The organism is Sphingomonas sp. Leaf38, from assembly GCF_001421825.1.
Taxonomy (GTDB): Bacteria; Pseudomonadota; Alphaproteobacteria; order Sphingomonadales; family Sphingomonadaceae; genus Sphingomonas.
In genome coordinates, this window is the sequence record NZ_LMLD01000012.1 from 24043 (window position 1) to 47999 (window position 23957).

Consider the following 23957-nt stretch of genomic DNA (forward strand, 5'->3'; position numbering starts at 1 on the left):
CAAGCAGTTATCCGACCAGAGCGAGCCTCGTTTCAGAGGTCTTTAGCTCTACCTTGGTCACACCGTGCAACGACTCGATGTGCTCCGCAAGTTCGCCGTCGAGCAGGAAGTCGCGGCCGAGCAGCACGCACAGCTCGCCATCGGGCAGTTGCGCCTTCACGCGAACCTCGCCGCGCGCACCGCGATGGTCGGCGAGCAACGATGCGAGCCCGGCGAACGCGGCCATGTCCGAGATCGTCACCACCACCTGGAATCGCGCGAGGTTGGCGAGCCCCTCGAACGGCTGGATGCGCTTGATGCTGACGCGCGGCGTGTCCTCGCCGGGCTTGCGATCGAGCTCAACGGTGATGAGCCCGCATCCGCCGGCCTTGGCGGCTTCCTCGAGATCCTTCGAGACCTGCTCGTCGAAGCACGTCGCCATGAACTGGCCGCTGGCGTCCGAGCACTGCGCCATCATGAACCGCTTGCCGCGCGCGGAGGTGCGGTAGCGCGCGTCCTCGACCAGCACCGCCATCGTCGCGCCCGCGCGGCTGCCGTCGTCGGGGATGTTGAGTTCGGACAGCGCAGTATAGGCGCGCGCGCCGTGGCTGTTGGCGATGTGGCGGTGGCGATCGACCGGGTGCGCGGAGAAATAGAAGCCGAACGCCTCCTTTTCCTGGTCCATCCGCTGGCTGAGCGTCCAGCGCACCGACGGCGGCAGCTTGATCGCATCGCCCGCGGGTTCGGCATCGCCGAACAGCCCGCCCTGCCCGCTGGTCTTCTGTTCGTGCGTGCGCGCGGCGATCGCGAGGATCGTCTCGGCGGTCGCGTGGATGCCGGCGCGGTTGGGCTCGAACGAGTCGAACGCGCCCGCAGCCGCGAGCGTCTCGAGCTGGCGCTTGTTGAGCAGACGCGGATCGACGCGCTTGGCGAGCTGGTCGAGCCCGGCGAACGGACCGTTCTCGACGCGCTCGACGACGAGCTTCTCCATCGCGCCTTCGCCGACGCTCTTGAGCGCGCCGAGCGCATAGCGGACGGCGAGCCCATCCTCATGCGCCTCGACGTCGAACTCGGCCTGGCTCGCATTGATGCACGGCGGCAGCGACGTGATCCCCAGACGCCGCATGTCGTCGGTGAAAATCGCCAGCTTGTCGGTCTGGTGCAGATCGTAGCACATCGAGGCGGCGAAGAATTCGTGCGGGTAATGCGCCTTCAGCCACGCGGTCTGATAGGCGAGCAGCGCATAGGCGGCCGCGTGGCTCTTGTTGAAGCCGTACCCTGCGAACTTGTCGATCAAGTCGAACAGTTCGTTCGCCTTCGCCTTCGGGATATTGTTCACCTTGGCGCAGCCCTCGACGAAGATCGCGCGCTGCGCGTCCATCTCGGCCTTGATCTTCTTGCCCATCGCGCGGCGCAGCAGATCGGCGCCGCCGAGCGAGAAGCCCGCGAGGATCTGCGCGGCCTGCATGACCTGTTCCTGGTACACGAAGATCCCGTAGGTCTCCGACAGGATCGTTTCGAGCGCAGGGTGCGGATATTCGATCGTCTCGGTGCCGTTCTTACGCCTGCCGAACGACGGGATATTGTCCATCGGGCCCGGTCGGTACAGCGACACGAGCGCGATGATGTCGCCGAAATTGGACGGTCGCACCGCGGACAGCGTGCGGCGCATGCCCTCCGATTCGAGCTGGAACACGCCGACCGTGTCGCCCTTCTGGAGCAGCGCGTAGACGCCGGCGTCGTCCCATTCGAGCGCGTCGAGATCGACCTTGACGCCGCGCTTGGCGAGCAATTGCACGCCCTTCTGCAGCACCGACAGCGTCTTCAGCCCGAGAAAATCGAACTTCACGAGGCCCGCACCCTCAACATATTTCATGTCGAACTGCGTGACGGGCATGTCCGAGCGCGGATCGCGGTAGAGCGGCACGAGCTGCGCGAGCGGCCGGTCGCCGATCACCACGCCGGCCGCGTGGGTCGACGAGTGGCGCGGCAGCCCCTCCAGCTTCATCGCCAGATCGAGCAGCTTTCGCACGCCATTGTCGTTGGCATATTCCTTGGCGAGCTCGCCGACACCGTTCAGCGCGCGCTCGAGCGTCCAGGGATCGGTCGGGTGGTTGGGGACGAGCTTTGCCAGCCGGTCGATCTGGCCATAGCTCATCTGCAGCACGCGGCCGGTATCCTTGAGCACCGCGCGTGCCTTCAGCTTTCCGAAGGTGATGATCTGCGCGACCTGATCGCGGCCGTATTTCTCCTGGACGTAGCGGATCACCTCGACGCGGCGGGTTTCGCAGAAATCGATGTCGAAGTCGGGCATCGACACACGTTCCGGGTTCAGGAAGCGCTCGAACAGCAGCCCCAGCTTGATCGGATCGAGATCGGTGATCGTCAGCGCCCAGGCGACGACCGAGCCTGCGCCCGAGCCACGGCCCGGGCCGACCGGAATGTCGTGATCCTTCGCCCATTTGATGAAGTCGGCGACGATCAGGAAATAGCCGGGAAACCCCATCTGGACGATCACGTCGACCTCGAACGCGAGGCGCTTGCGATACACCTCGCGCCAGCCGTCCTCGCCTTCCCCGTGAAGCTCGGTGATCCGCGCCAGACGCTTTTCGAGACCGGCCTCGGCGTCGTCGCGCAGCAGCTTGGCCTCGCCTTCGATATCGCCGGCGAGGCTGGGGAGGATCGGCTTGCGGTACGGCGCCATCACCGCGCAGCGCTGGGCGACGACGAGCGTGTTGGCGATCGCCTCGGGCAGGTCGGCGAACATCTCGTGCATTACCGCGGCCGGCTTCATCCAGGCCTCTGGACAGCTGCGGATGCGGTCCTCGGTCTCGACATAGGTCGAGTGCGCGATGCAGAGCATGGCGTCATGCGCGTCGCCGAACGCGCTTTCGGTGAAGCAACACGGGTTGGTCGCGACCAGCGGCAGGTTGCGCTCATAGGCGATATCGATCAGCGCCGCCTCGGCGGCGATCTCGGTCGCATCGCCGCGGCGCGAGAGCTCGATATAGAGGCGGTCTCCGAAAAGCCCCTGCAGCCGGTCGAGATAGGCGCGCGCACGGTTGGGCTGCCCTTCGGCGAAAAGCCGCGCGAGACCGCCCTCGCCCCCCGCGGTCAACGCGATCAGCCCGTCGGTGTGACGCTCGAGCGCTGCGAAATCGACATGAGCGGGCATCTCGATCGGGCGGTCGAGATGCGCCATCGAGACGAGCGCGCACAGATTGTCGTAGCCGGTCGTGTTCTGCGCATAGAGCGCGATCCAGTCGAACGGGGTGGCGACGCCGTCGGGCATGTCGGGGCGGCTCACCCCGAGCATCACGCCGATGATCGGCTGGACGCCGTCCTTCTTGGCGGCGTCCGAATAGGCCATCGCGGCATACAGCCCGTTGCGATCGGTCAGCGCCGCGGCGGGAAAGCCGAGCGCGCGCGCCTGCTTGGCAATCGCCTTCGGATCGATGGCGCCGTCGAGCATGGTGTAGCAGGAGAAGACGCGGAGCGGGACGTAACCGGAATGCATCGATTGCAGGTAGGCGCTCGAGCGTGATTCGACCAGTCGCGTTGGGGGGCGATGCACGCGCCGACGCGACGAACCGAGGCGGGGGTTGCCGGGGGCGCGGGGGTCGTCCGCCCTGCCCCCGTCATCCTGGGCTCGACCCAGGATCCAGAGCCGCGGACGGCGGACTGCGTGACTCTGGATCCTGACTTTCGTCAGGATGACGGGAGTGTGGGTTGAGGACGGCGCCGGCACGCAAGACGGGCGCGCTCGCGTTTTCGGTTAGCATTGTTCTCCCGCGAAGGCGGGAGTCCAGTCTGGGCCCCCGCCTTCGCGGGGGAACACCCTTTTGGTGAGGGTGCTGCCCACCACCACCACCACCACCACCACCACCCCGGCGAAGGCCGGGGCCCAATTGGGGGGCGTTGCGAACTAAGGCCTGCGCGTCGTTACTGCGACCTTTCCATTTGGGCCCCGGCCTTCGCCGGGGTGGTAGGACGGGCCGGGGTGGTAGCCGATGTGCCGGTGGTGGCAGCCGCTTTAGAGCAGCTTTTCGATATCCGCCCGAATATCCGCAGGCTTGGTCGTCGGCGCATAGCGATCGACGACCCTCCCCTCCCGATCGACGAGGAACTTGGTAAAGTTCCATTTGATCGCCTTCGACCCCAGCACGCCCGGCGCATCCGCCTTCAGCCGCTCGAACAACGGGTCCGCATCCCCCCCGTTGACGTCCACCTTCGCGAACACCGGAAACGTCACGTCGTAGGTCAGCGAACAGAAATTCGCGATCTCCGCCGCATCGCCCGGCTCCTGCCCGCCGAACTGGTTGCACGGGAAGCCGAGCACCTCGAACCCGCGCTCGGCATAGTCGCGGTGGAGCGCCTCAAGCCCCTCATATTGCGGCGTGAACCCGCATTTCGACGCGGTGTTGACGATCAGCAGCACCTTGCCGCGATACGCCTCGAGCGAGGCGGGCGTGCCGTCGGCGGCCTTGACGGTGAAATCGGTGATCGCGGTCATGCAGCACACCCGTGGCGGCTCAGCAGATACGTCAGGTTCTGACGCACGCCCGGCCATTCGTGCGCCAAGATGCTGTACACGACGGTATCGCGCAAGCGGCCGTCCGCCATCACCTGATGCCCGCGCAGCACGCCGTCGCGTTTCGCGCCGAGCCGCTCGATCGCGGCCTGCGACCGCTTGTTGAGGCTGTCGGTGCGGATCTGGACGCATTCGCAGCCGAGCGTCTCGAACGCATGGGTCAGCAGCATCAGCTTGGCCTCGGTGTTGACGCCGGTGCGCTGTACCGCGGTGGCGTAGAAGGTGCCGCCGATCTCGAGCCGCTTGTTGCCGGCGTTCATCCGCATGAAGCGGGTCGAGCCGACCACGGCGTCGCCCGCGACCACCGCGAAGATCCGCGCGCGGCCGAAATCCTGTTCGCGCAACGCGGCGGCGAACCAGCGATCGGGCGCCTTCATCATCGCGACATTGGCGTAGAACAGGTCCCACAGATCGTCCGCCGACGCGGCGGCGACCAACGCGTCCTTGTCGTCTGCGACCAGCGGGCGGAGCGTGACGTGACGCCCGACGAGTGTCGGCGTCGCGTCCCAGCTCATGCCAGCCGTCCCTCGTGCAGCCGCAGCACGCGGTCCATCCGCGCGGCGAGCCGTTCATTGTGAGTCGCGACGACCGCCGCGGTGCCCTGTTCGCGCACCAGCCGGACGAACTCGGCAAAGACGATGTCGGCGGTATGCTCGTCGAGATTGCCCGTCGGCTCGTCCGCCAGCACCAGCGCGGGCTTGTTGGCGAGCGCGCGGGCGACCGCGACGCGCTGCTGCTCGCCGCCCGAAAGCTGGCTCGGGCGGTGCGTCAGGCGGTGGCCGAGGCCGAGCTGAGTCAGCAACTCCGCCGACCGCGCATCCGCCTCGGCGCGCGTGGCGCCGTGGACAAGCTGCGGCAGGACGACGTTCTCGGTCGCGTTAAAATCTGGGAGCAGGTGATGGAATTGGTACACGAAGCCCAGGCTGTCGCGGCGCACGACGGTGCGCTCATGCGCGTTGAGCTTCGACGCCTCGGTCCCCGCGATCTTGATAGATCCCTGGAAGCCACCTTCGAGCAGCCCGACCGCCTGCAACAGCGTCGACTTGCCCGACCCCGACGGCCCGAGCAACGCGACGATCTCGCCCGGTGCGATCGCGAGATCCACGCCGCGCAGCACGTCGATCGTCGCGCCACCCTGCGTGAAGCTCTTGGTCAGCCCGCTCGTCTGGAGGACATAGCCATGGTCGCGCTCGATCTGGCGGTCGATCTTCAGGCCATTATTCATAACGCAGCACCTGCACGGGGTCGGTACTCGCCGCTTTCCAGGCCGGATAGAGCGTCGCGAGGAAGCTGAAGATCAGCGCCATCGCCGCGATCACGACGATCTCGACGGGGTCGGTCTTCGACGGAAGTTCGGTCAGATAGCGGATCGAGGGATCCCACAGGTTCTGGCCGGTGACGAGCTGGACGAAGTTCACCACCCCCTGGCGGTAGAACAGGAAGATGAAGCCGAGCACGAGACCCGCGAGCGTCCCGAGCGCGCCGATCGTCGTGCCGACGACGATGAAGATCCGCATCAGCCCGCCCCGCGTCGCGCCCATCGTCCGCAGGATCGCGATGTCGCGCGTCTTGGCGCGCACCAGCATGATCAGCGACGACAGGATGTTGAACACCGCGACCAAAATGATGATCGACAGCACGGTGAACATCGCCACCCGCTCGACCGCGAGCGCCTCGAACAGCTGCGCGTTCATCGTCCGCCAGTCCTGGATGATCGCGCGGCCGCCGATCCTGTCGGCGAGCGGCTTGAGGATTTCGCCGACCTTGTCCGCATTCACCGTCTTCAGCTCGACCATGCCCGCGGCGTCGCCCATCAGGAGCAGCGTCTGCGCATCCTCGATCGGCATGATGATGTAGGCCTTGTCGTAATCATAGACGCCGATCTCGAAGATCGCGCCGACGGTGTAGCTGACGATCCGCGGCACCGTGCCGAACGGCGTGGTCTGCCCTTGAGGACTGAACAGCGAGATGTCCGACCCGACCTGCGCGCCGAGCGATTCGGCGAGCCGCGAGCCGATCGCGATCCGGCCGGACCCTTGCGTGATCGAGGACAGCGAGCCCATCACGATCTTGTTCTGGATCGTCGAATTGCGGCGGATGTCGTCGACGCGCATGCCGCGCACCAGCACCGCCTCGGCACGCCCGTTATAGGTGGCGGCGAGCGGCTGTTCGATCAGCGGCACCGCGCTGGTCACGCCCGGCGTGGAACGCGCCTGCGCGACGATCTCGCGCCAGTCGGGCAGCTTGCCGCCGACTCCCTGCACCACCGCATGGCCATTGAGCCCGACGATCTTGTCGAACAGTTCGGCGCGGAAGCCGTTCATCACGCTCATCACGATGACGAGCGCGGCGACGCCGAGCATCACCGCGACCAGGCTGATCGAGGCGACGAGGAAGATGAACGCCTCGCCCTTGCCCGGCAGCAGATAGCGGCGGGCTATCATCCGTTCGTAGCGGGACAGGATCATGGGCAACCGGGTTCGATCGTTAGGGAAACAGTCCAGTGGCTCTAGGACGCGGCCCCGCGCGAGGCAACCGCGCCCGCGTCACGCGCTGCCATTGGTTGCGTCCTGCCGCATGGCTAGATTGGTATGTTGCGCAATCGCCACAGGGCCTATCCAATCGTGCCAGCACTCTCGCAAATACCGTGACAAAGCCCGCTGACATAACTAGCAAAAACCTCGCTGAGACACAGGCAACGGCCGTGGTTCGGGGACTGCTTTTACGCCGCACCCAAGGTGCAGAGCGGAAGCACAAAAATGGGGGCTGACGAGCGATCGTCACGCAGGCGCCCGGATCGGCAACGGTCCGGGCGTTTGCTTGTCCGGTAAAGTTTCTCGCAACCGCTGAACTTGATGATGCCTATTGGAATGTCGCCAGCGTAGCGTTGGTCGCGCGAGTCTGCGCATCGCCGAAGATAAAACCTGCCACTATACTTGGCCGGCAAACGTCGCGGGCGCCTGCCGGCAGAGCGAGGTCGCGGTCACGCCTTGCGCACATGCGCGCCGCAGCTGCTGTCGCGACGTGGTCGTGGCGAGAGGATTGACCGGACGGTCGGCATGGGTCGCATCATGCGGAGACGGAGCGCTGTTCCTCCACATCATCGATATCGCGGTCGATCCCTAGCATCACGGTCACGGGAAGGTGATCGTTGCGACGCTGATGGCGCACATCGACGCCAACGTGCCGGCGGAGGCCATGTCCGTCCCATCGCGGACGCGATCTGAACCCGTCGCGCCACGGGTGAAGCAAGCCGGGCTCGATGCTGTGGCCGTAGCGGGAAAGCGGTCAGCCTGTTGCAGGCTTTGATAGGCGACACGGGTTGGAGGGCGCGCCGCTCAACGCCCGCCGAAGCCGTCCCGGAAGCCATGCTCAAAGTCGCGAACAGCGTCTTTCACGCCGGTATAGTTTGTGATCGCCACGAGAACGACGACGGCCGCAATCAAGAGGTGCCTTCTTCCGGCTCGGCGACGGTCATCGGTAGCGTTCATGCGATTGTTCCTCATTGGTAGACCACCCTAGTGTGCGCCGGCGTCGGATCGGGGGCAACCGAAACGACGCGTCGGCGCGCGGGCGCAAGACGTCGGACGAGTATCATGAAGCCCAGCCAGACCATCCGCGGCCGACATAGCGTTTTGCCGCATGCAGAAATAAGAATCCAATCATCATTCGACGTTCGGACATGCGCCATCAATCGCAGTTCGCACCACCACGGTACAACGCGGCGCTTTGTCCGAAATATTTGGAGTTCCCGCCATTTAGGCAAATAATGGCTTAGAGAGTAGGGCCCGAGATAGCACCTCTATATTCTAAAATGTAAAAGTATTTTTTGAGTCCATACGATAGCTCATCATCAAATACACCGCATTTTGTATGAGCCAGCTGGTCGTCAGACATGGAGAAGACAGACCACTAGCAATTTTACGCTCGGACATCGAAGAAACGATGGAACGAACATTGCCCCGGATATGCTGATTGGCGTGGTGAATATGACCCGGCCGCCGACGATCTATTCCGATGCTCGCGGACAAGACCCGACGCGGGTCAGTTCGGTCGGATCCAGGGAGTCTTTACAGTCCCCGACAGGCACCCTTGCGATCACGACCCACGCTTTGGCCTGAGGTCCGATCGGAGATTGCGTCGCGCGCTGTCGCCCGCAATCAACGATCCCGGGACGTCAATCACCGTCGTCGAAGCCGGAACGCGCGTACTCGCGGCCGATTCGAGACAAGCCGGTCCCGCGACTGTCGCACCGGCGTAGCCTATGCCCGGCCTGACCTTCGCAGGAGATGCTGACACGACCAACCCGATCGCTGGGGGTGGCGCTGGCGCAACTTATTGGCAGTATTCGCAGTCGGCAGCGCTGCACCGCTGGGCGACCTTGGACGGCTGCTCGAGACCATATGCGCGCGCCGTCACTGCCTGTTCGTACGAACAGAGGTACGCACAATGCGCCGACCGCACCTCCGTCGCTGCGCGCGTGATGCGGGGCGGGCGGCATAGTTGGTCGGTCGTTAGCAACGAGGTGATGTGGACGTGCCTGTCCCGCCACAAGCGGTGATCCGGCGGGCAGACGCTGTTCCCAGGGGACGGAGTGGCATCTCGCCTGATAACGAGTTGGCGCCGACAGCGCGCCTTGCATATAGCCGGGGCCATGCCATTCATTTCGCACGCCTCATCCCGCCTCGTCCTCGCCGCGATCCTGCCGCTACTCACTGCTCTGCTGCCGGCGACCGCAGCGGCGAACCCAGCGCAGAAGCCGCGTCCCGCAGGACAGGCCAATGCCAAGACGGATAACACGATAATCGCGTTGCCGCTGAACCCCGTGGTACCGGCAGCGCAACGGCGGTGTTCAACGACGGCACCGTCCGGCTTGGGATCGACGATGCTGCGAGCAGGCTCCGGGGCCAAGCCGGCAGCAGGCGATGTCGTGCTGGTAAATTATATTGGCTATCTCGCGACGACAGGGGCCGTGTTCGACCAGGGAATGCGGTCTCCTTTGCCAGTTAACGGCGTGATTCCGGGGTTCTCGCAAGGATTACAGACGATGGCCCGGTCCGGGGTCGCGCGTTTCTGCATTCCGGCAGCCATGGGGTATGGCGCCCAGGCTTCGGGGCCTATTCCCGCCAATTCCGATCTCGTCTTCCAGGTCGAATTGCTGGACTTCAAGACGGCTGCCGAGGTCGAGGGCATGAACCGCGCCGAAGCCGCCCAACCTGCGGCGCAGAAGGATGCGCCACCCCAACCATAACTCCGCTATTCCGGTCAAAGTCACAAGACAGTCGATCGCGCTACCGGTGCCACAACCTGCGCCAGGACAGCGCAAGCCACATCGCCGTCCTGCTCCGACGGCACAGATAACGCGTGGTCACTGCATCGTCCGCGCGCACGGCGGTCCGTTGCAGCTGTTCTCTGGTGAAATGCCTATCGAACGCGTCAGCTATTGGCGGTGGAGGCTGGCGTGTTCCGCTTCGGGGCCTCGAACGTCGCCCAGTCGCCATCGCCCTCGGGCCTTGGCGGCGGGCCGGCGATGCTGTCGGGCTCCACGATCTCCGCGATGCGAAGACGGTGCAGATGAACCTTTGCGATCATGTTCGCCGAGATCGGCGCCGTGATGAACAGGAACAGCGATATCAACAACTCATGCGCCGTCCAGATGCCGAGCCGGCCGTGAAAATAGACGACCGATGCCAGCAGGAGAGACCCCAGCCCCAGCGTCGTAGCCTTGGTCGGGCCATGCAATCGCTCCATCGTCGACGGGAGCCGCACGAGCCCCCAGCTGCCGATGAGGACGAAAGTGGCGCCAAGCAGCACCAACGCCGTGACGGCGATATCGACAAGCTGGCTCATTCGACGATGTCCCCGCGCAGGATGAACTTGCAATAGGCGATCGTGCTGACGAAACCGACCATGGCCAACAGTAGCGCCGCTTCGAAATAGCTCGAGGTCTCGCCGATCATCCCGATCAATATGATCAGCGCGATCGCATTGATGACCATGGTGTCGAGAGCGACGATCCGGTCGCCGAGCGCCGGCCCCTTGAGCAGGCGCCATCCGTTGCACAGCAGCGCGAGCGCGACGCACCCCGTCGCGACCTGAAGGGCGATGGCGATCATGCGAACACCCGCTGCAGCCGCGCTTCGTAGCGCGATTTGATCCGGGCAATCTCCGCGTCCGGGTCGTCGACGTCTAGCGCATGGACCAGCAACGAGAGACCGTCCGCCGAAACGTCGGAGGATACCGTGCCCGGCGTCAGGCTGATCGTGCCTGCCAATACCGTGATGGCCTCGGGTGTCTGCAGGTCGATCGGAACGACCAGCCAGCGCGACCGAAGATCGCGGTTGCGGCGAAACAGGATGAGGCGGGCAACCTGGAAATTGGCGACGACGATGTCGAACAGGACGATGCCGACATAGCCGATCGCCGCGCGGCCGAACCGGACCCGCGGCCGATCGGGCCAGAAGGGTTCGGTGAACTTGGGCAGGATCAACCCGAACAGCCCGCCGAGTAGGAAGCCCCCGAGCGTGATCTCGTTGGCCATCAGCAGCCAGACGACGACCAGCATCGCCGACAGAGCGGGGTGCGGCAGGACGCGCTTCATCATCGGGGGTCTCTCTGCAGAACGGCAGCGACATAGCGCTCGGGCGCGAAGATCTGTGCGGCGGTCGCCTGGGTCTGTGCGGTCGCCCAGCCGGCGGCCAGCGTCAGCACCGCGAGCAATGCCACCAGCAGGACAGGCGCGGCGAGTTCGGCGCGCGTTCGGTCGGGGCACGCGATCGAATCGGCATCCTCGGCTGCCGGCTTCCAGAACAGCGTGCTGCCGCTGCGCGAAAAGCCGATGACGCCGATCAGCGTCGTACCGAGCACGGTCGCCCAGATCACGATCCAGCCCGGGGTGCCAGCGGTCGTCTGGAGGATGAACAGCTTGGCCACGAACCCCGATAGCGGCGGCAGGCCGACCGCGGCGATCGTCGCACCGAGGAACAGCAATCCGATGGCCTGTTGTCCCTCGAAGCGCGGACTGGGTACGACCGCGTCGCCATATTGACCGCGCCGGCGCAAGGTCACGTCCGCCACCAGGAACAGCGCGGCACCGGCCAGCGTCGCGTGGAAGAGATAGAAGAGCGCCGCCGCGGTCGTCGCCTGCGTCCAGCACGAAACCGCGAGCAACAGCGTCCCCGTCGATCCCAGGATCGCGAACGCAGCCTGTTCACGCATCGCGCGCGCCGCTAGCACCCCGGCAAAGCCGATGACCGCGGTCAGCACGGCCGCAGGCAGCAACCACGGGGCGGGCACCCAGGCCGCCGCCCCCGCCGCGTCGCCAAAGATCAGCGGCACGGTGCGGATCATCGCATAGACGCCGACCTTGGTCATGATCGCAAACAGCGCGGCGACGACGGGCATCGTCGCGGCGTAGGTACGCGGCAACCACAGATGGAGCGGCACGACCGCGGCCTTCAGCGCGAAGACGGTAAGCAGAAGCAGCCCGGCGAGGCGGACGAGCCCCTGATCGGGCGCGCCGAGCACCGCGATCCGCCGCGCGAGATCGGCCATGTTGAGCGTTCCGGTCAGGCCGTAGAGCAGCCCCAGCGCGATCAGGAATATCGCGGAGCCGACGATGTTCACGACGACATAGGCGACGCCAGCCTTCAGCCGCGCGCCACCCTGCCCGTGGAGCATCAAGCCGTAGGAGGCGATCAGCAACACCTCGAAGAACACGAACAGGTTGAACAGGTCGCCGGTCAGGAACGCACCGTTGAGGCCGAGCAGCTGGAAATGAAAGAGCGGATGGAAATGCCAGCCCTTGCGATCGACCGCGGTCACGATCGCATGGATCATCACGACGAGCGCAAGGACGGACGCCAGCACCAGCATCATCGCCGACAGGCGGTCGAGCACGAGGACGATACCGAACGGTGCGGGCCAGCCGCCGAGCGGATAGGCGCGGATCGCGTCGTCCTGCGCCACGCCGAACAACGCGACCGCGGCGACGAGCAGCACGACGCACCCGGCAAGCGAGATCGCCACGCCGACCCGCCGCCGCCGCCGCATCGCGAGCAGCGCGAACGGCGCGACGACCGCGGGGATCACGACCGGCGCGATGACGAGATGATCGAGCGCGGTCATTGCGGGTTTTTCCGGAAATTTGTGTCGTCCGGGGTCTCGGCCGCGTCGGCGATGCCGTCGACCTGGTCCGAACCGCTTTCGAGAAAGCTGCGCAGCGACAGGATGACGACCAGCGCCGTCATGCCGAAGGTAATGACGATCGCGGTCAGCACGAGCGCCTGTGGCAAGGGGTCGGCATGCTCGGTCACGCCCTTTGTGAACAGCGGCGGCCGATCGATGACCAGCCGACCGATCGCGAACAGGAACAGGTTCACCGCATAGGACAACAATGTCAGCCCGAGCACGACCTGGAAGGTGCGACCGCGCAGGCTGAGATACACGCCGCCCGCGGTCAGCACGGTGATCGCGCTGGCTATCAGGAATTCCAGGCTCATCGCGTCTGCTCTCCGTCGATGGCGTCCGTCTCGTCATTGGCCTCGGCGTGGCGCGCGGCACGCTGGGCGACGTGGCTGAGTTGCGCCAGCGCCATCATGACGGCGCCCAGCACCACGCACGTCACGCCGACGTCGAACAGCGTCGCGGTCGCCAGTTCGACTTCGCCGATCAGCGGCACGTCGAAATAGCCGAAGCTGCTCGACAGGAACGGCGCACCGAAGACGAGCGAACCGAGTCCGGTCGCGGCTGCGATCAGGACGCCCGACGCGATCAGCGGATGCTCCCCGATCCGGCGCCGCTCGTCGGTCCAGTCGAAGCCCGAGGCGAGATACTGGAGCAGAATCGCGATCGCGAACACCAGCGCCGCGATGAAACCGCCGCCCGGCTGATTATGCCCCCGCAGGAAGATGTACATGCCGACGAGCAGCGCGAGCGGCATCAGCAACCGCGCCGCCATGACGAACATCATCGGATGGCGCTCGGGCGAATGCGGCAGGTCTTCCCGCCATGCGCGCAGCCGTCGCCCGGCGACGCCCCGAGCGGCGGGCTCCAGCAGCGCGAAGATCGCCAGCCCCGCAATGCCCAGCACGATGATCTCGCCCAGCGTGTCGAAGGCGCGGAAATCGACGAGGGTCACGTTCACGACGTTCTTGCCGCCGCCGCCCGAATAGCTGTTCGCCCAATGATAGGACGACACGGTGTCGCGTGTTTCGCGCGTCATCACCGCCCAGGCGGTCCAGCCGGTGCCGATCCCTGCGACGATGCCGACGACGGCGTCACGGACCTTGCGCGATACGCTCGACAGGCTCGGCGGCGCCTTGGGCAGGAGGTGGAGCGCCAAGAGCATCAGCAGGATGGTGACGACCTCGACCGCGACCTGGGTCAGCGCGAGGTCGGGCGCCGAAAGGTGGACAAAGATGAGCGCGATGACGAGGCCGATGACGCTGATGACGATCAGCGCGAGAAAACGCTGCCGTTGCCGGATGACGACGACCAGCGTGGCCGCGACCAGCGCGATCCACGCAACGACGGCGACCGGCGAGGCCGGGATCGTCGGCCGGACCCCGCCCGGCAGTCCACCCGGCGTCAGCGCCGCGTCGAAGCCCAGCACGATCGCCACCACGAACAGTGCGAGCAGATAGCGTTGCAGCGATCCGGCATGCAGCGCGAGCGTAAACCGGCGCGTACCGCCGACGATCGCCTCCATCGCAGCGTCGAACATGCGCCGGGCGTCTAGCGCCGCCCGGCCGTCCAGCCATGCCGCGATCGGTGCGCGTCGCCAAAGCAGGAGGGCACCGATCGCGACCGCGGCCACACTCATCGCAAGTGCCGGATTGATGCCGTGCCAGAGCGCCAGGTCCAGCGAGGGTGCAGGGCCACCGACCACCGCGCCGGCCGCAGCCGCGACGAGCGGCCCGGCGACCGTCATCGGCAGCAGACCCAGCGCGAGCGCAATCAGTACGAGTATCGCCGGCGGCGCCAACATCGCCATGTTCGGGTCGTGCGGCGCGGCAACCTCGCCGGTGCGGCGTGTGCCGAAGAACAGGCCGGTGGCATAGCGCAGCGAATAGGCAACCGACAGGACGGCCGCGATCGTCGCCAGCAGCGGCACGACGAGGGCCTGACCCGCAAAGACGGTATGCGCGCTTTGCTCGAGCATCATCTCCTTCGAGATAAACCCACCAAGCGGCGGCAGTCCCGCCATCGCCGCGACCGCGAGCGTCCCCAGCGTCGCGGTGATCGGCATCAGCGCGGCCAGCCCGCCGAGCCGGCGGATGTCGCGCGTGCCCGTCTCGTGATCGACAATGCCCGCGTTCATGAACAGCGCCGCCTTGAAGGCGGCATGGTTGAGGATGTGGAAGATCGCGGCGGTGGCGGCGGCGGGCGTGCCGAACCCGAGCAGCATCACCATCAGCCCGAGCTGGCTGATCGTCGAATAGGCCAGGATCGCCTTCAGATCATCCCGGAACAGCGCGACTGCCGCGCCGAAGATCATCGTGACCAGGCCGGTCGAGGCGACGATGTAGAACCATGGCTCGGTCCCCGCGAGCACCGGCCAGAGCCGCGCCAGCAGGAACACGCCGGCCTTCACCATCGTCGCAGAGTGCAGATAGGCGCTGACCGGGGTCGGGGCAGCCATGGCGTGCGGCAACCAGAAGTGAAACGGGAACTGCGCCGACTTGGTGAACGCGCCGAGCAGGACGAGCAGGAGGATCGCGGGATAGAGCGGCGAGGCCTGGACCTGGTCGACGCGACCGAGGATCGTCGCGAGGTCATAGGACCCCGCCGCCTGGCCGAGCAGCAGCATGCCGCCAATCAGCGCGAGCCCGCCACCGCCCGTGATCGCCAGCGCCATGCGCGCGCCTTGGCGGGCATCGGCACGATCGCGCCAGAACCCGATGAGCAAGAACGACGAAAGACTGGTCAATTCCCAGAAGACGAGCATCAACAGGATGTTGCTCGACAGCGCGATACCGACCATCGCCCCCTGGAACAGCATCAGGCATGACAGGAACCGCCCCGTCGCCTCGCTTTTCGCAAGATACCCCTGCGCATAGATCACGACGAGCAGGCCGATCCCGAGGATCAGCCCCGCGAACAGCAACCCCAACGGATCGAGCCAGAGGTCCAGATTCAGCCCAAGCGCCGGCACCCAGCCGATCCGCGTGACCATCGGTGTCCCCGCAAGCACGGCCGGCGCCGCGACCAGCAGCACGACCAGCCCCGCCGCGCTCGCCCCTGCCGCGATCGCCATATGGACGCCGCGCGACGTGCGCGCGCAAAGCGCCAACAGCGCCGCGGCAGCGAACGGCAATAGCAGCAGGGCCATCAGGGCCATCGTCAATTCTCCAGAGGCCGTGAGGCTCGTCCTTGCACGGTCCACGCCCCTGGGTCGACGCTCTCAACCAGAAACCTGAACGTACGTTCATTAAAGGCGATGATATCTGCATCACGTTTTAGCAAGGAGAGCGCATTTCCGCGTCAGGCGAACAGCGCTAAGGAACCGGCATTGGAGAAACCGGTTGGACCATGTTGCTTGGTGGCAGAGCTATCTGAACCGTTGGGCGGCGCTACCGTTCCATGACCTGATTGCCGCTGTCGCGATCCTGAGTACCGCGCTTCTTCTTGGCGTCCTCGCAGCGCGCCTCGCCTGCCGATACCTTCTGCCTGCCTTGGCGCCGAAATATGCTGACGTGATCTCATCGCGGCTGATGGCGCTCACACGCTCCGGCGTGACAGCCCTGATTCTGGCGGCGTTCCTCGGCATCCGTGGCCTGGACCCGGGCGCAGATCTTCTTCTCGCCGCCGCGCTCGCCATCGCCGTTGCCGCGTTCGCGTATGAAATGCCCGTTCGCTTGGCCTGCAAAGCCGGCCGGCGTCGCTGATCGCGGCAGCGTTGCTGTTCATCGTGCTCGCAAGTCGCCTGGGTGGCCTGACCCCGTTGGTAGCCGGATTGGACCGCGCCAGCATGGGTATCGGCACCCGCCGCATCTCGCTGCTCGACGTCGTCAACGCGGTGGGGTTGTCGCTTCTCCTGTTCCTCGCCGCCCGCGCGTTGCTCGGCTTGATCCTACGCTGGATCGGCCAGGCACGTGTGCTCGATGCGGCGCAACGGGTGCTGTTCCAGAAGCTCGCGCAGATCGCGGTCGTCACCTTCGCGATTTTCATCGGCATCGACCTGCTCGGCATTGATCTCACCGCGCTTGCCGTATTCTCGGGAGCGTTCGGGCTGGCGATCGGTTTCGGCCTCCAGAAGACACTCGGCAACCTGATCGCGGGACTGATCCTGCTGCTCGATCGATCGATCAAGCCCGGCGACGTCATCGCGGTCGGGGATACCTTCGGTTGGGTCAACAAGATCGGTGTCCGCGCGGTTTCGGTGTTGACCCGTGACGGCAAGGAGCATCTGATCCCGAACGAACGGCTGATGACCGACGAAGTCGAGAACTGGTCCTTCTCGAGCCGGGACGTCAGGGTTCATGTCGGGTTTCGGGTTTCGTTCGATTGCGATCTGCGGCTGGCGCAAAGGCTTGCGGTCGAGGCCGCGAGCGTCTCGCCACGCGTGCTCACCGACCCTGCCCCTGTCTGCTGGATCAAGGCGTTCGGCGACAACGGGGTCGAATTTGACCTGCGGATCTGGATCGACAGTCCCGAAGCGGGAGTCGGGAACGTCACGAGCGACGTGTTCTTTCGCATCTGGGACCTGTTCAAGGAACACGGCGTCACGATGCCGGTGCCGCAGCGCGATCTGCGCTTCCACCCCATATCAGAGACTCAGTCAGCGCCCATGACTGAGCCTCACCAAGACGGCCCGACGGTGAACCGGTAGGCCCCACAGGCTGCCAAACGCGCGTCGCCCCATAGTCTCGAGTGTCACCGGCTTGGCATCGACGGGTGGGTGCAGGACGATGACGACGGGGCGAGACAGTTGCCTGCAAATGCCGATGCTATCGATATTGGTCCCTGACATATCCCAGTTATGAGAACGTCACCTTGCCATCAGCACGTGGGGCTTCGACTCATGGTCGTTCGAAAATAAGGGCAGCACCACCGTTTGCGGACATGCGGACGCCCAGTGTGCCGGTAGCGCCGACCTCGCCTGTCCGTCGATCGAGCGCGGTGGGCGTGGTGCCGTCAAGCCAGGCGCGGACCGTCCACCGTCCGTCCTTCAGGAAGGCGAGTGGCAGGGAAACGGCCCTCGTCCTGCCGTCGGTTATCGCGCCCACGTACCAACGGTTGCCTTTGCGGCGAGCGACGGCGATCCATTCGCCCATCGCACCCGCAATGCCGCGGGTTGCGTCCCATGTGGTCGGCACGTCGCGGAGGAAGGTGACGCCTGGCGCCCAACGCCCGTCTGATGTCCGATACGCAACCGGCGCGTCGGCAAGGCTCGTCAGGGGACTGGGATAGAGCACGAACAGCGCGAGTTGATGCGCCCGCGTCGTCATCACCTCGGGAGCAGGCGCCTGCGGCGAGAACGCGGCCGGCGTGACGTTGCGGAACCCGCCCGGCGTATAATCCATCGGCCCGATCGTCGCACGCGTATAGGCCGCCCTGACATCATAGCCCGCGGTGACCTTGCGGCTCCAACGGTTATACTCGTTGCCCATCGCCCCTTCCTGGGTGAGGAAATTGGGGTACGTCGTTTCCAGCCCATGCGGCACGAACGCGGCGTGCATGTTGATCAGCATGCGGCGCTGGGCTGCCGTGGCGAGCAGACGGTGATAAAAACCGACGACGGCCTGATCTTGGCGATAGATGAAGTCGACCTTCATCCCCGCCACGCCCCAGCCCTGCCAGCGCGCCAGGACGGTATCCATGCGTCCGTCGAGCGATTTCCAGTCGGTCCACAACCAGATCCTGACACCGCGGCGCCGGGCATATTCGACCAGTTCAGGCACGTCGATGCCCTTGGCCGGGGTCAGCACATCGGCAGGACGGCCCCTCCCCGATGGCGTGGATGCCCAGCCCTGATCGATGACATAGTAGCGGAGCCCCATGCGCCCGGCAAAGTCGATGTAGCGCCGGTACGTCGCCATATTATGACCGGCATTGGGCACATCCGGTGCGAGCAGGCCCGACCACCAACCCCACGCGGCCTTGCCAGGCTGTATCCACGTCGTATCGGCAAGCCGCGATTTTGCAGCGAGCCGCTGAACCATTTGATTTTCAACCAGCCGTTCCGGGCGGTCGGCGATCATCACGATGCGCCACGGCGTCGTGATCGGCTGCCGGACCGGTAATATGGCGGCCAGACGGTCGTCATCGGGGCGCGGCGTCAGTCGGATCGAGACGCCGTCACCAGATGCCGTACCCGTCAGATACGCAGCGGCGTAATTTTCGATGTTGCTCTCGGTAAGCGCATAGGTTTCGCCCGCCTGACCGGTCGCACAGGTAAGGGGGAGATCGTAGAGATCGTCGTGCGTCAGCGCGCGCAGGCGAACGGGCCGGTAGTCGCCTTCGTGACTGTTGAAGAACTCCGCATGGCGAACGCCCAGACAGGCGTCGTTGCGCGCCGTGACAAAGCGGGTCGACTCTCCGGTGACACGCCATTTGCCCGGCCCCGCCATCGCCGGGACGATAAGCCGGAATGCTGCACCGTCATCGCAGGCGCTAGTCTCGAGGACGACCATCCGACCACCCTGAACCTTCTCGCGGGCGCTCAGCCGCTCGCCTGAGCAGCCGAACGCCGGGACGAAGGCCTGGCGGCCTGTTTCCACCAGAGACCTGAAGGGACGGTCTGCCAGGAGGATCCCTACCGGTGACGGATAGATCAGCGTTTTGTTGCGATGCTGGATCGAAACCTGGAACGCGCCGGCAGACGAGATTCCGGCGTCGATACCGATGGTTCCGTCCGGTGACAGGCTTACTGTCGACACTGCGGGTTTCGAGCAACTGCCGAGTATCACGGCAAGCGCCAAACCAAACGCACCTTTCAGAAACATGGGGTGCGTACTCCTAGGCGACGTCGACCCCGGCTCCATGTCCGATCGTAGCCGATCCCGCCAGCCTTCCGCCGGTTGGCTTACAGCTCGAATCCAACAGTCCGGGGTCCGTCGAACGCCTCGATGGTCGGACGGTGACCCGCTCTGGTTCCCTCGGAGGCTTCCGCCAAGCGGTGGAGCGCGGTGCGGGCGGCTTGCCGTATGCGCCAGTCGCACGGTGATCCATGCCGCCGCAGCACCACCCGCACGCGCGACGGGGTTATCTTTGCCTCGTCCGCGACCGCGGCGCTCAGCTGGCTCGACACCGCACCGATCAGGACGAAGATACCTAGCGCCGGCGCGATCAAATCCATGATGTCGAGAATACCGGCAACGCCTTCCGTCGTTGCAGCCCGCGACAGGAACGGCGTCAGCAGCGCGATGAAGGCGAGGTAGATGCCCGAGGCGATCCACTGTGCGTGACGCATCGTCCGGATCCGCATCTCAGCGGGGTAGTCATGCCCGAGATAGCGCGACGTCTCGAACCCCTGCACGGTGATGATCAGGCCGAGCAACATCGGAATGCTCGCCCAGGACAGCCGCACCGGCGGCAACGGGTCGGTGATGCCATTCGTCAGCCAGGCGATTCCGAGCGCGACCAGCAGGCCCGAGATGATCCCGATCTTGATCGACACCGTCCCGTGCGCCAGATGCTCGACCCTGCGCAGACTCCCGCCGAGCGCGAGCACGGTCATGAGGACGATGATGTTGGCGGCAACTGGCTGCTACGCCGGGTCGATCGACACCGGCTTCAGCGAGAATTCGGCGAGAAGCTTCAGGTAATAGGCGACCGACACCGCATAGGCGAGCGCGAGCACGCCTTGGGTGATCCGCGCGATCCAGGCGATGGGATCGTTGAACGGCGCGTTCGCAAGGTGATTTTCGACGTGAACGATGTTGAACCGGATGACCCAGCCTGCGGCGTAGGCAATCGCAAGCAGCGTCGCCATCGCAAGGATCGCGGCGCTGCCGAATTCGCGCGCGAGCAACGGGCCGCAGATCAGGAACCCGGAGCCGATGATCGACGCGAGCGGGGTTACGGTCGCGCGCCATCCGTCGCTCCGTGCGAACGTGCCGAAGGTCAGCGCCAGCGTGACGATCAGGGCGACGACCAGTGCAATGGCGACGATCATGCAGTACCTCCCAGCCAAGCCTGGCTGTCGCGAAGCCGGCGTCTGTAATCGGGTTGGGCGAGTGCGCGCAGCAACTCGTCCGCGCGGTCGAGAACGGCATCGCGGTTCGAGCCCTTCAGCGCGCCATCGGCGAGGTCGCGGAACTGGCTGGCCTGCTTGGCGAGGATCGCAACCCGCGATGCGGCGCCACAGCTCAGCGCGACGTCCCCTAGCGCGGCGAGGAAACGCTTGCCCGCGATCATGTCGGCGGACGCATATTGCGCCAGCGCGCCGAACCCCCGGTCGATGAACCCGGCAAAGGTCAGCGGATGCGCGATGACCCGCAGCTCCCCGTCGTCATCGGCGCGCAGCCGCGACGGCAGGTCGCGCCGTGCGAGATCGGACAGCGCCGCCCCCAGCCAGTCGAGACAGGAGTTGGCAGTAAACGGGTCGTTGACGCCCGGCGACAGCGCGCGCGCCGCGATCTCGACCAGTTCGTCGATCAGGAAGCGCAGGTCCTGCATGCCTGTTCGCCGCGATCCGATCGCAAAGGCGGCGCGTAGAGCGGTCTGTGCTTCATCCTCGAGCGCGTCGCCGGGCCACGCCTCGACCAGAATGCTGCCGCGATGCACGAAGTCGCCGGACTGATATTGCAGCCGCAAGACCAGCTTGCTTTCACGCGCGGCGCAGATCAGCGCGTCCTCGTCGATCAGCTGGATATAGCCGGTATGCTTGGCACGGATACCAGCCCGGCGCTCGATCGCAGTGGTGCTGGCGTCGGGGCGGAACGCGTCGGGGATACGGTCGTCGTCGCGCTGGTCTAGCGCCTTGCCGACGAACACGGGAAATCGCTCGTCGATTTCCTTTAACAGACTATCGCCGATACGTTCGATCACGCTGTTGATGTGGATACGGCTGGGAACGTGGTGGATGAAGTAGATCAGCACCGCGATCGAGCACAATACGAGGAGCACGCCGACCAGCACCGCCAGCTGCGGCACGAACGCCGCCTCCCCCGCGGCCTCACCCGGTGACCGGATCGTCCGCACCACGACCAGTGAATAGAGAAAGGTCGCGATGAAGGTGCCGAGCGTCACCTGGTTGCCCCGGTCCGACATGAAGTTGCTCAACAGCCGCGGGCCATATTGTCCCGATGCGTAGACGACGGCGGCGATCGTTACCGAGAAGGTCGTGCCGGCGACCCCGATCATCGACCCGCCGATCGACGACAACAGGCTGCGCGCGCCGTCGGGGCGTGCGGCATAGAGCCACGGCAGCCGGTCCATCCACTGCGTCGCATGATGACTGTCCAGCCACACCATACCGGCCGCGAGCAGCAGGGCGCCGACTGCCATCACCGTGGGGACGAACCAGTAGCTCTCGCGCAACTGGTGGGCGAGACGGAGCAATCGTGCCCTCATCGGGTCGTTTCCTTGGCTGTCAGACGTTCGAGGACGCGCTTGATGGTGCCGCCCTGGCCGATAACGCAGAAGAGGACGACGCTATACGTCGCCGCGAGAATGACCGACCGTGCCGGACCATCGGGAAGACCCAGCGCGAGGGCCGCAGCGAGTACGATCCGGATCGCGGCGGCAGCGAACGGCGTGAGCGCGAGACCGCCGATCATTGCGCAGGCGCCGTCACGCCGGTGACGAGCGCGAAACGCTGGCCGGCAGGCGGGGCTGGAACGGGGGTGAGGCCCTGCGTGCGCATCAGCGTCGCGATCGCAAGCGCCCTGCGCTGGGGAAGGCTCGGTGCCGCCGGCGCCTGCCCCTCCGGAAGGCCCGGCACGCCAAGCGCCGGCATGTTCCAGCGCCGTGCCGCCCAGATCGACGTCGCGACGCCGGCGCGGGCCGCATCGTCCAGCGCGTCCACATTGTCGGCAAACGCGATCTCGGGCAGCGGCCCCTGCGGCGGTACGATCACGACCGACCAGCCTTCGGTCTCTGCCGCCGCGCGTGCCTCGAGCGTACGATAGGTCGCAACAGTCGCTCCGGGTAACGCCGCGGCCGACGCGGTAGCGCGGCGATGGTCACGATCGATCGTGACCTCGTCGGACGCGATACCCGTCACCAGGGCAATCATCTTGGCTAGAGACCTTATGCGCTGCGCTTCGGGACTGGGGGTATCGCCCGCCTGACGAAGCTCTTCGCGTTGTGCCTCCAATGCTCCTGCCCCCGGCTCGAGCAGGATCTGATCGAGATCGAGCCGGACGGGGCGGCCAAGCGTCTCGATCAGCGCCGCCTGGATCATCGGCGTCTTCTGCATCTTACCACGCGGGGTAATCACCACGGCCCGTACGACCAGCGGCTGGGCGGCAAAATCGAGATCGAGCTGCGTGACGCGGGCTTCGTCGCCGAACTTGGCCGTCAGCAGGGAGCGCGCCTGCGAGACCGCCACCGCCTCACGTCCGATCGTGTTCAGCGATATGCCAAGCGGAACTGCCATCGCGACGAAGACGAAGAGCAAGACGATCGTCTGCATCCAGCTTTGCCGCCGGGACAGGTGATGGCCGAACCCATAGAAGCGCGCCATCGCGGTCGCCGACAACGCGATGGTGATAAAATTGGTGACGAACAGCGCGAACGCCCCTGCCCCCACGGGCATATTGCGCGTTGCGATGCCGTAGCCGACGACCGCGAGTGGCGGCATCAGCGCGGTGGCGATCGCGACACCGACGATCGTCTCGCCGCGACCGCGGATGATCGCAAAACTTCCGGCAAGCGCTGCAAAAAGCGCAACCGCAAGATCGAACAAATTGGGTCTGGTCCGCGCGACGATCTCCGCGGTAGGCGCCTGAAGCGGCGAGATGGTGACGATCAGCGCGGTGAACGCAATCGCTGCGACAGCGCCCAGCGCCAAGGCCTTCAAAGACCGACGCAGCTCGCCGAAATCGAAGAGCGCGAGGCTGAAACCGAAGCCGAGAATAGGGCTCATTAACGGCGAGATCAGCATCGCGCCGATGACTACGGCTGGCGAAGACAGCAGCAGACCGAGCACGGCGATACCCGCCGACATCATCGTCATGAACGCGTAGCGCGGCGACCATCCGCTATCTTCGACGATCCGCGCGATTACCGTTTCATGATCGACCCGGCCCACAACCGATCGTCGCCACCAGCGATACAGCGCGAGGCGCGCCAATCGGTTGGTCAGGTCGGATCGTGCAGCGGCCAAATCATTCATTCGTTGGGCTTATGCCCCGCGGGTGGCGCTCCGTCACCTTCCGACGGCTCTTTCCGGCGCGGACCCGGCGGGGTCGCCCCAGCGGGCCATCCCTTGCGCTGT

Annotated in this window: 21 protein-coding genes and 1 pseudogene; 4 read left to right on the forward strand and 18 right to left on the reverse strand. The window is 65.6% G+C overall.

The features are described 5' to 3' along the window. Positions 1-7: 7 nt before the first annotated feature. From dnaE to ASE88_RS19000, 6 genes are all read right to left on the reverse strand, one after another. Entirely contained in the window at positions 8-3496 is a 3489-nt protein-coding gene (gene dnaE, locus ASE88_RS15650; protein ID WP_056479730.1) for a DNA polymerase III subunit alpha, read from the reverse strand. A 516-nt stretch (positions 3497-4012) separates the two neighbouring features. Then, complete coding sequence (locus ASE88_RS15655) at positions 4013-4492, reverse strand: glutathione peroxidase (RefSeq protein WP_055880758.1); 480 nt, start codon at positions 4490-4492, stop codon at positions 4013-4015. Continuing rightward, positions 4489-5085 (reverse strand): GNAT family N-acetyltransferase, encoded by a 597-nt coding sequence (locus ASE88_RS15660; RefSeq protein ID WP_056479733.1) that lies wholly within the window; start codon positions 5083-5085, stop codon positions 4489-4491. Before ASE88_RS15660 ends, ASE88_RS15655 begins: the two co-directional genes overlap by 4 nt. After that, the gene (locus ASE88_RS15665; protein ID WP_056479736.1) at positions 5082-5795 is read right to left on the reverse strand and encodes an ABC transporter ATP-binding protein; all 714 of its coding nucleotides are present in this window, start codon (positions 5793-5795) and stop codon (positions 5082-5084) included. Before ASE88_RS15665 ends, ASE88_RS15660 begins: the two co-directional genes overlap by 4 nt. Continuing rightward, entirely contained in the window at positions 5788-7038 is a 1251-nt protein-coding gene (locus tag ASE88_RS15670) for a lipoprotein-releasing ABC transporter permease subunit (RefSeq protein ID WP_056479739.1), read from the reverse strand. Before ASE88_RS15670 ends, ASE88_RS15665 begins: the two co-directional genes overlap by 8 nt. Positions 7039-7908: 870 nt before the next feature. Beyond that, positions 7909-8061 (reverse strand): hypothetical protein, encoded by a 153-nt coding sequence (locus ASE88_RS19000; protein ID WP_156348380.1) that lies wholly within the window; start codon positions 8059-8061, stop codon positions 7909-7911. A gap of 503 nt (positions 8062-8564) precedes the next feature. On the opposite strand from ASE88_RS19000, the pseudogene ASE88_RS19910 reads away from it, so the two are divergent. Together ASE88_RS19910 and ASE88_RS15675 are read left to right on the forward strand one after the other, a co-directional pair. Beyond that, positions 8565-8831, forward strand: a pseudogene (locus tag ASE88_RS19910) (DUF2254 family protein); the annotation flags it as partial. 393 nt (positions 8832-9224) lie between these two features. Next, positions 9225-9821, forward strand: coding sequence for an FKBP-type peptidyl-prolyl cis-trans isomerase (locus ASE88_RS15675; RefSeq protein WP_056480353.1), 597 nt, complete (start codon positions 9225-9227; stop codon positions 9819-9821). A 185-nt stretch (positions 9822-10006) separates the two neighbouring features. On the opposite strand, the gene ASE88_RS15680 is transcribed toward ASE88_RS15675, so the two are convergent. The 6 genes from ASE88_RS15680 to ASE88_RS15705 are packed head-to-tail and all read right to left on the reverse strand — an operon-like array spanning position 10007 to position 15911. Continuing rightward, positions 10007-10420: a Na+/H+ antiporter subunit G gene (locus ASE88_RS15680; RefSeq protein ID WP_055880774.1), complete on the reverse strand. Its 414-nt coding sequence runs from the start codon at positions 10418-10420 to the stop codon at positions 10007-10009. Continuing rightward, positions 10417-10686 (reverse strand): K+/H+ antiporter subunit F, encoded by a 270-nt coding sequence (locus tag ASE88_RS15685; protein ID WP_055880778.1) that lies wholly within the window; start codon positions 10684-10686, stop codon positions 10417-10419. The genes ASE88_RS15680 and ASE88_RS15685 overlap by 4 nt, the downstream gene beginning before the upstream one ends. Continuing rightward, entirely contained in the window at positions 10683-11174 is a 492-nt protein-coding gene (locus ASE88_RS15690; protein ID WP_055880783.1) for a Na+/H+ antiporter subunit E, read from the reverse strand. The genes ASE88_RS15685 and ASE88_RS15690 overlap by 4 nt, the downstream gene beginning before the upstream one ends. Beyond that, positions 11171-12697, reverse strand: coding sequence for a monovalent cation/H+ antiporter subunit D (locus ASE88_RS15695; RefSeq protein WP_056479742.1), 1527 nt, complete (start codon positions 12695-12697; stop codon positions 11171-11173). Before ASE88_RS15695 ends, ASE88_RS15690 begins: the two co-directional genes overlap by 4 nt. Then, positions 12694-13065, reverse strand: coding sequence for a Na+/H+ antiporter subunit C (locus ASE88_RS15700; protein WP_056480356.1), 372 nt, complete (start codon positions 13063-13065; stop codon positions 12694-12696). Before ASE88_RS15700 ends, ASE88_RS15695 begins: the two co-directional genes overlap by 4 nt. A 2-nt stretch (positions 13066-13067) precedes the next feature. Next, positions 13068-15911 (reverse strand): monovalent cation/H+ antiporter subunit A, encoded by a 2844-nt coding sequence (locus tag ASE88_RS15705; RefSeq protein ID WP_056479745.1) that lies wholly within the window; start codon positions 15909-15911, stop codon positions 13068-13070. Positions 15912-16095: 184 nt separating this feature from the next. Between ASE88_RS15705 and ASE88_RS15710 the strand changes: the two genes are divergently transcribed. Together ASE88_RS15710 and ASE88_RS15715 are read left to right on the forward strand one after the other, a co-directional pair. Continuing rightward, positions 16096-16458, forward strand: coding sequence for a hypothetical protein (locus tag ASE88_RS15710; RefSeq protein ID WP_056479748.1), 363 nt, complete (start codon positions 16096-16098; stop codon positions 16456-16458). Between the two features lie 83 nt (positions 16459-16541). Then, positions 16542-17402, forward strand: coding sequence for a mechanosensitive ion channel family protein (locus tag ASE88_RS15715; protein ID WP_156357066.1), 861 nt, complete (start codon positions 16542-16544; stop codon positions 17400-17402). Between the two features lie 190 nt (positions 17403-17592). Here ASE88_RS15715 and ASE88_RS15720 read toward each other — a convergent pair whose 3' ends face one another. From ASE88_RS15720 to ASE88_RS15745, 6 genes are read right to left on the reverse strand one after another with little or no spacing between them, the layout of a single operon-like run. Continuing rightward, positions 17593-19557, reverse strand: a complete 1965-nt coding sequence (locus ASE88_RS15720) for a glycoside hydrolase family 97 protein (protein WP_082466603.1) — start codon at positions 19555-19557, stop codon at positions 17593-17595. 41 nt (positions 19558-19598) lie between these two features. After that, positions 19599-20252: a hypothetical protein gene (locus tag ASE88_RS19620; RefSeq protein ID WP_055880796.1), complete on the reverse strand. Its 654-nt coding sequence runs from the start codon at positions 20250-20252 to the stop codon at positions 19599-19601. Positions 20253-20282: 30 nt separating this feature from the next. Next, positions 20283-20690 (reverse strand): hypothetical protein, encoded by a 408-nt coding sequence (locus tag ASE88_RS15730; RefSeq protein WP_055880799.1) that lies wholly within the window; start codon positions 20688-20690, stop codon positions 20283-20285. Next, positions 20687-22090: a DUF2254 domain-containing protein gene (locus ASE88_RS15735; protein WP_056479756.1), complete on the reverse strand. Its 1404-nt coding sequence runs from the start codon at positions 22088-22090 to the stop codon at positions 20687-20689. Before ASE88_RS15735 ends, ASE88_RS15730 begins: the two co-directional genes overlap by 4 nt. Beyond that, the gene (locus ASE88_RS15740; RefSeq protein ID WP_055880804.1) at positions 22087-22296 is read right to left on the reverse strand and encodes a hypothetical protein; all 210 of its coding nucleotides are present in this window, start codon (positions 22294-22296) and stop codon (positions 22087-22089) included. The genes ASE88_RS15735 and ASE88_RS15740 overlap by 4 nt, the downstream gene beginning before the upstream one ends. After that, positions 22293-23855 carry a DUF389 domain-containing protein gene (locus ASE88_RS15745; RefSeq protein WP_055880807.1) on the reverse strand — a complete coding sequence of 521 codons (1563 nt, stop codon included), beginning with the start codon at positions 23853-23855 and terminating at the stop codon, positions 22293-22295. The genes ASE88_RS15740 and ASE88_RS15745 overlap by 4 nt, the downstream gene beginning before the upstream one ends. Positions 23856-23957: the final 102 nt, after the last annotated feature.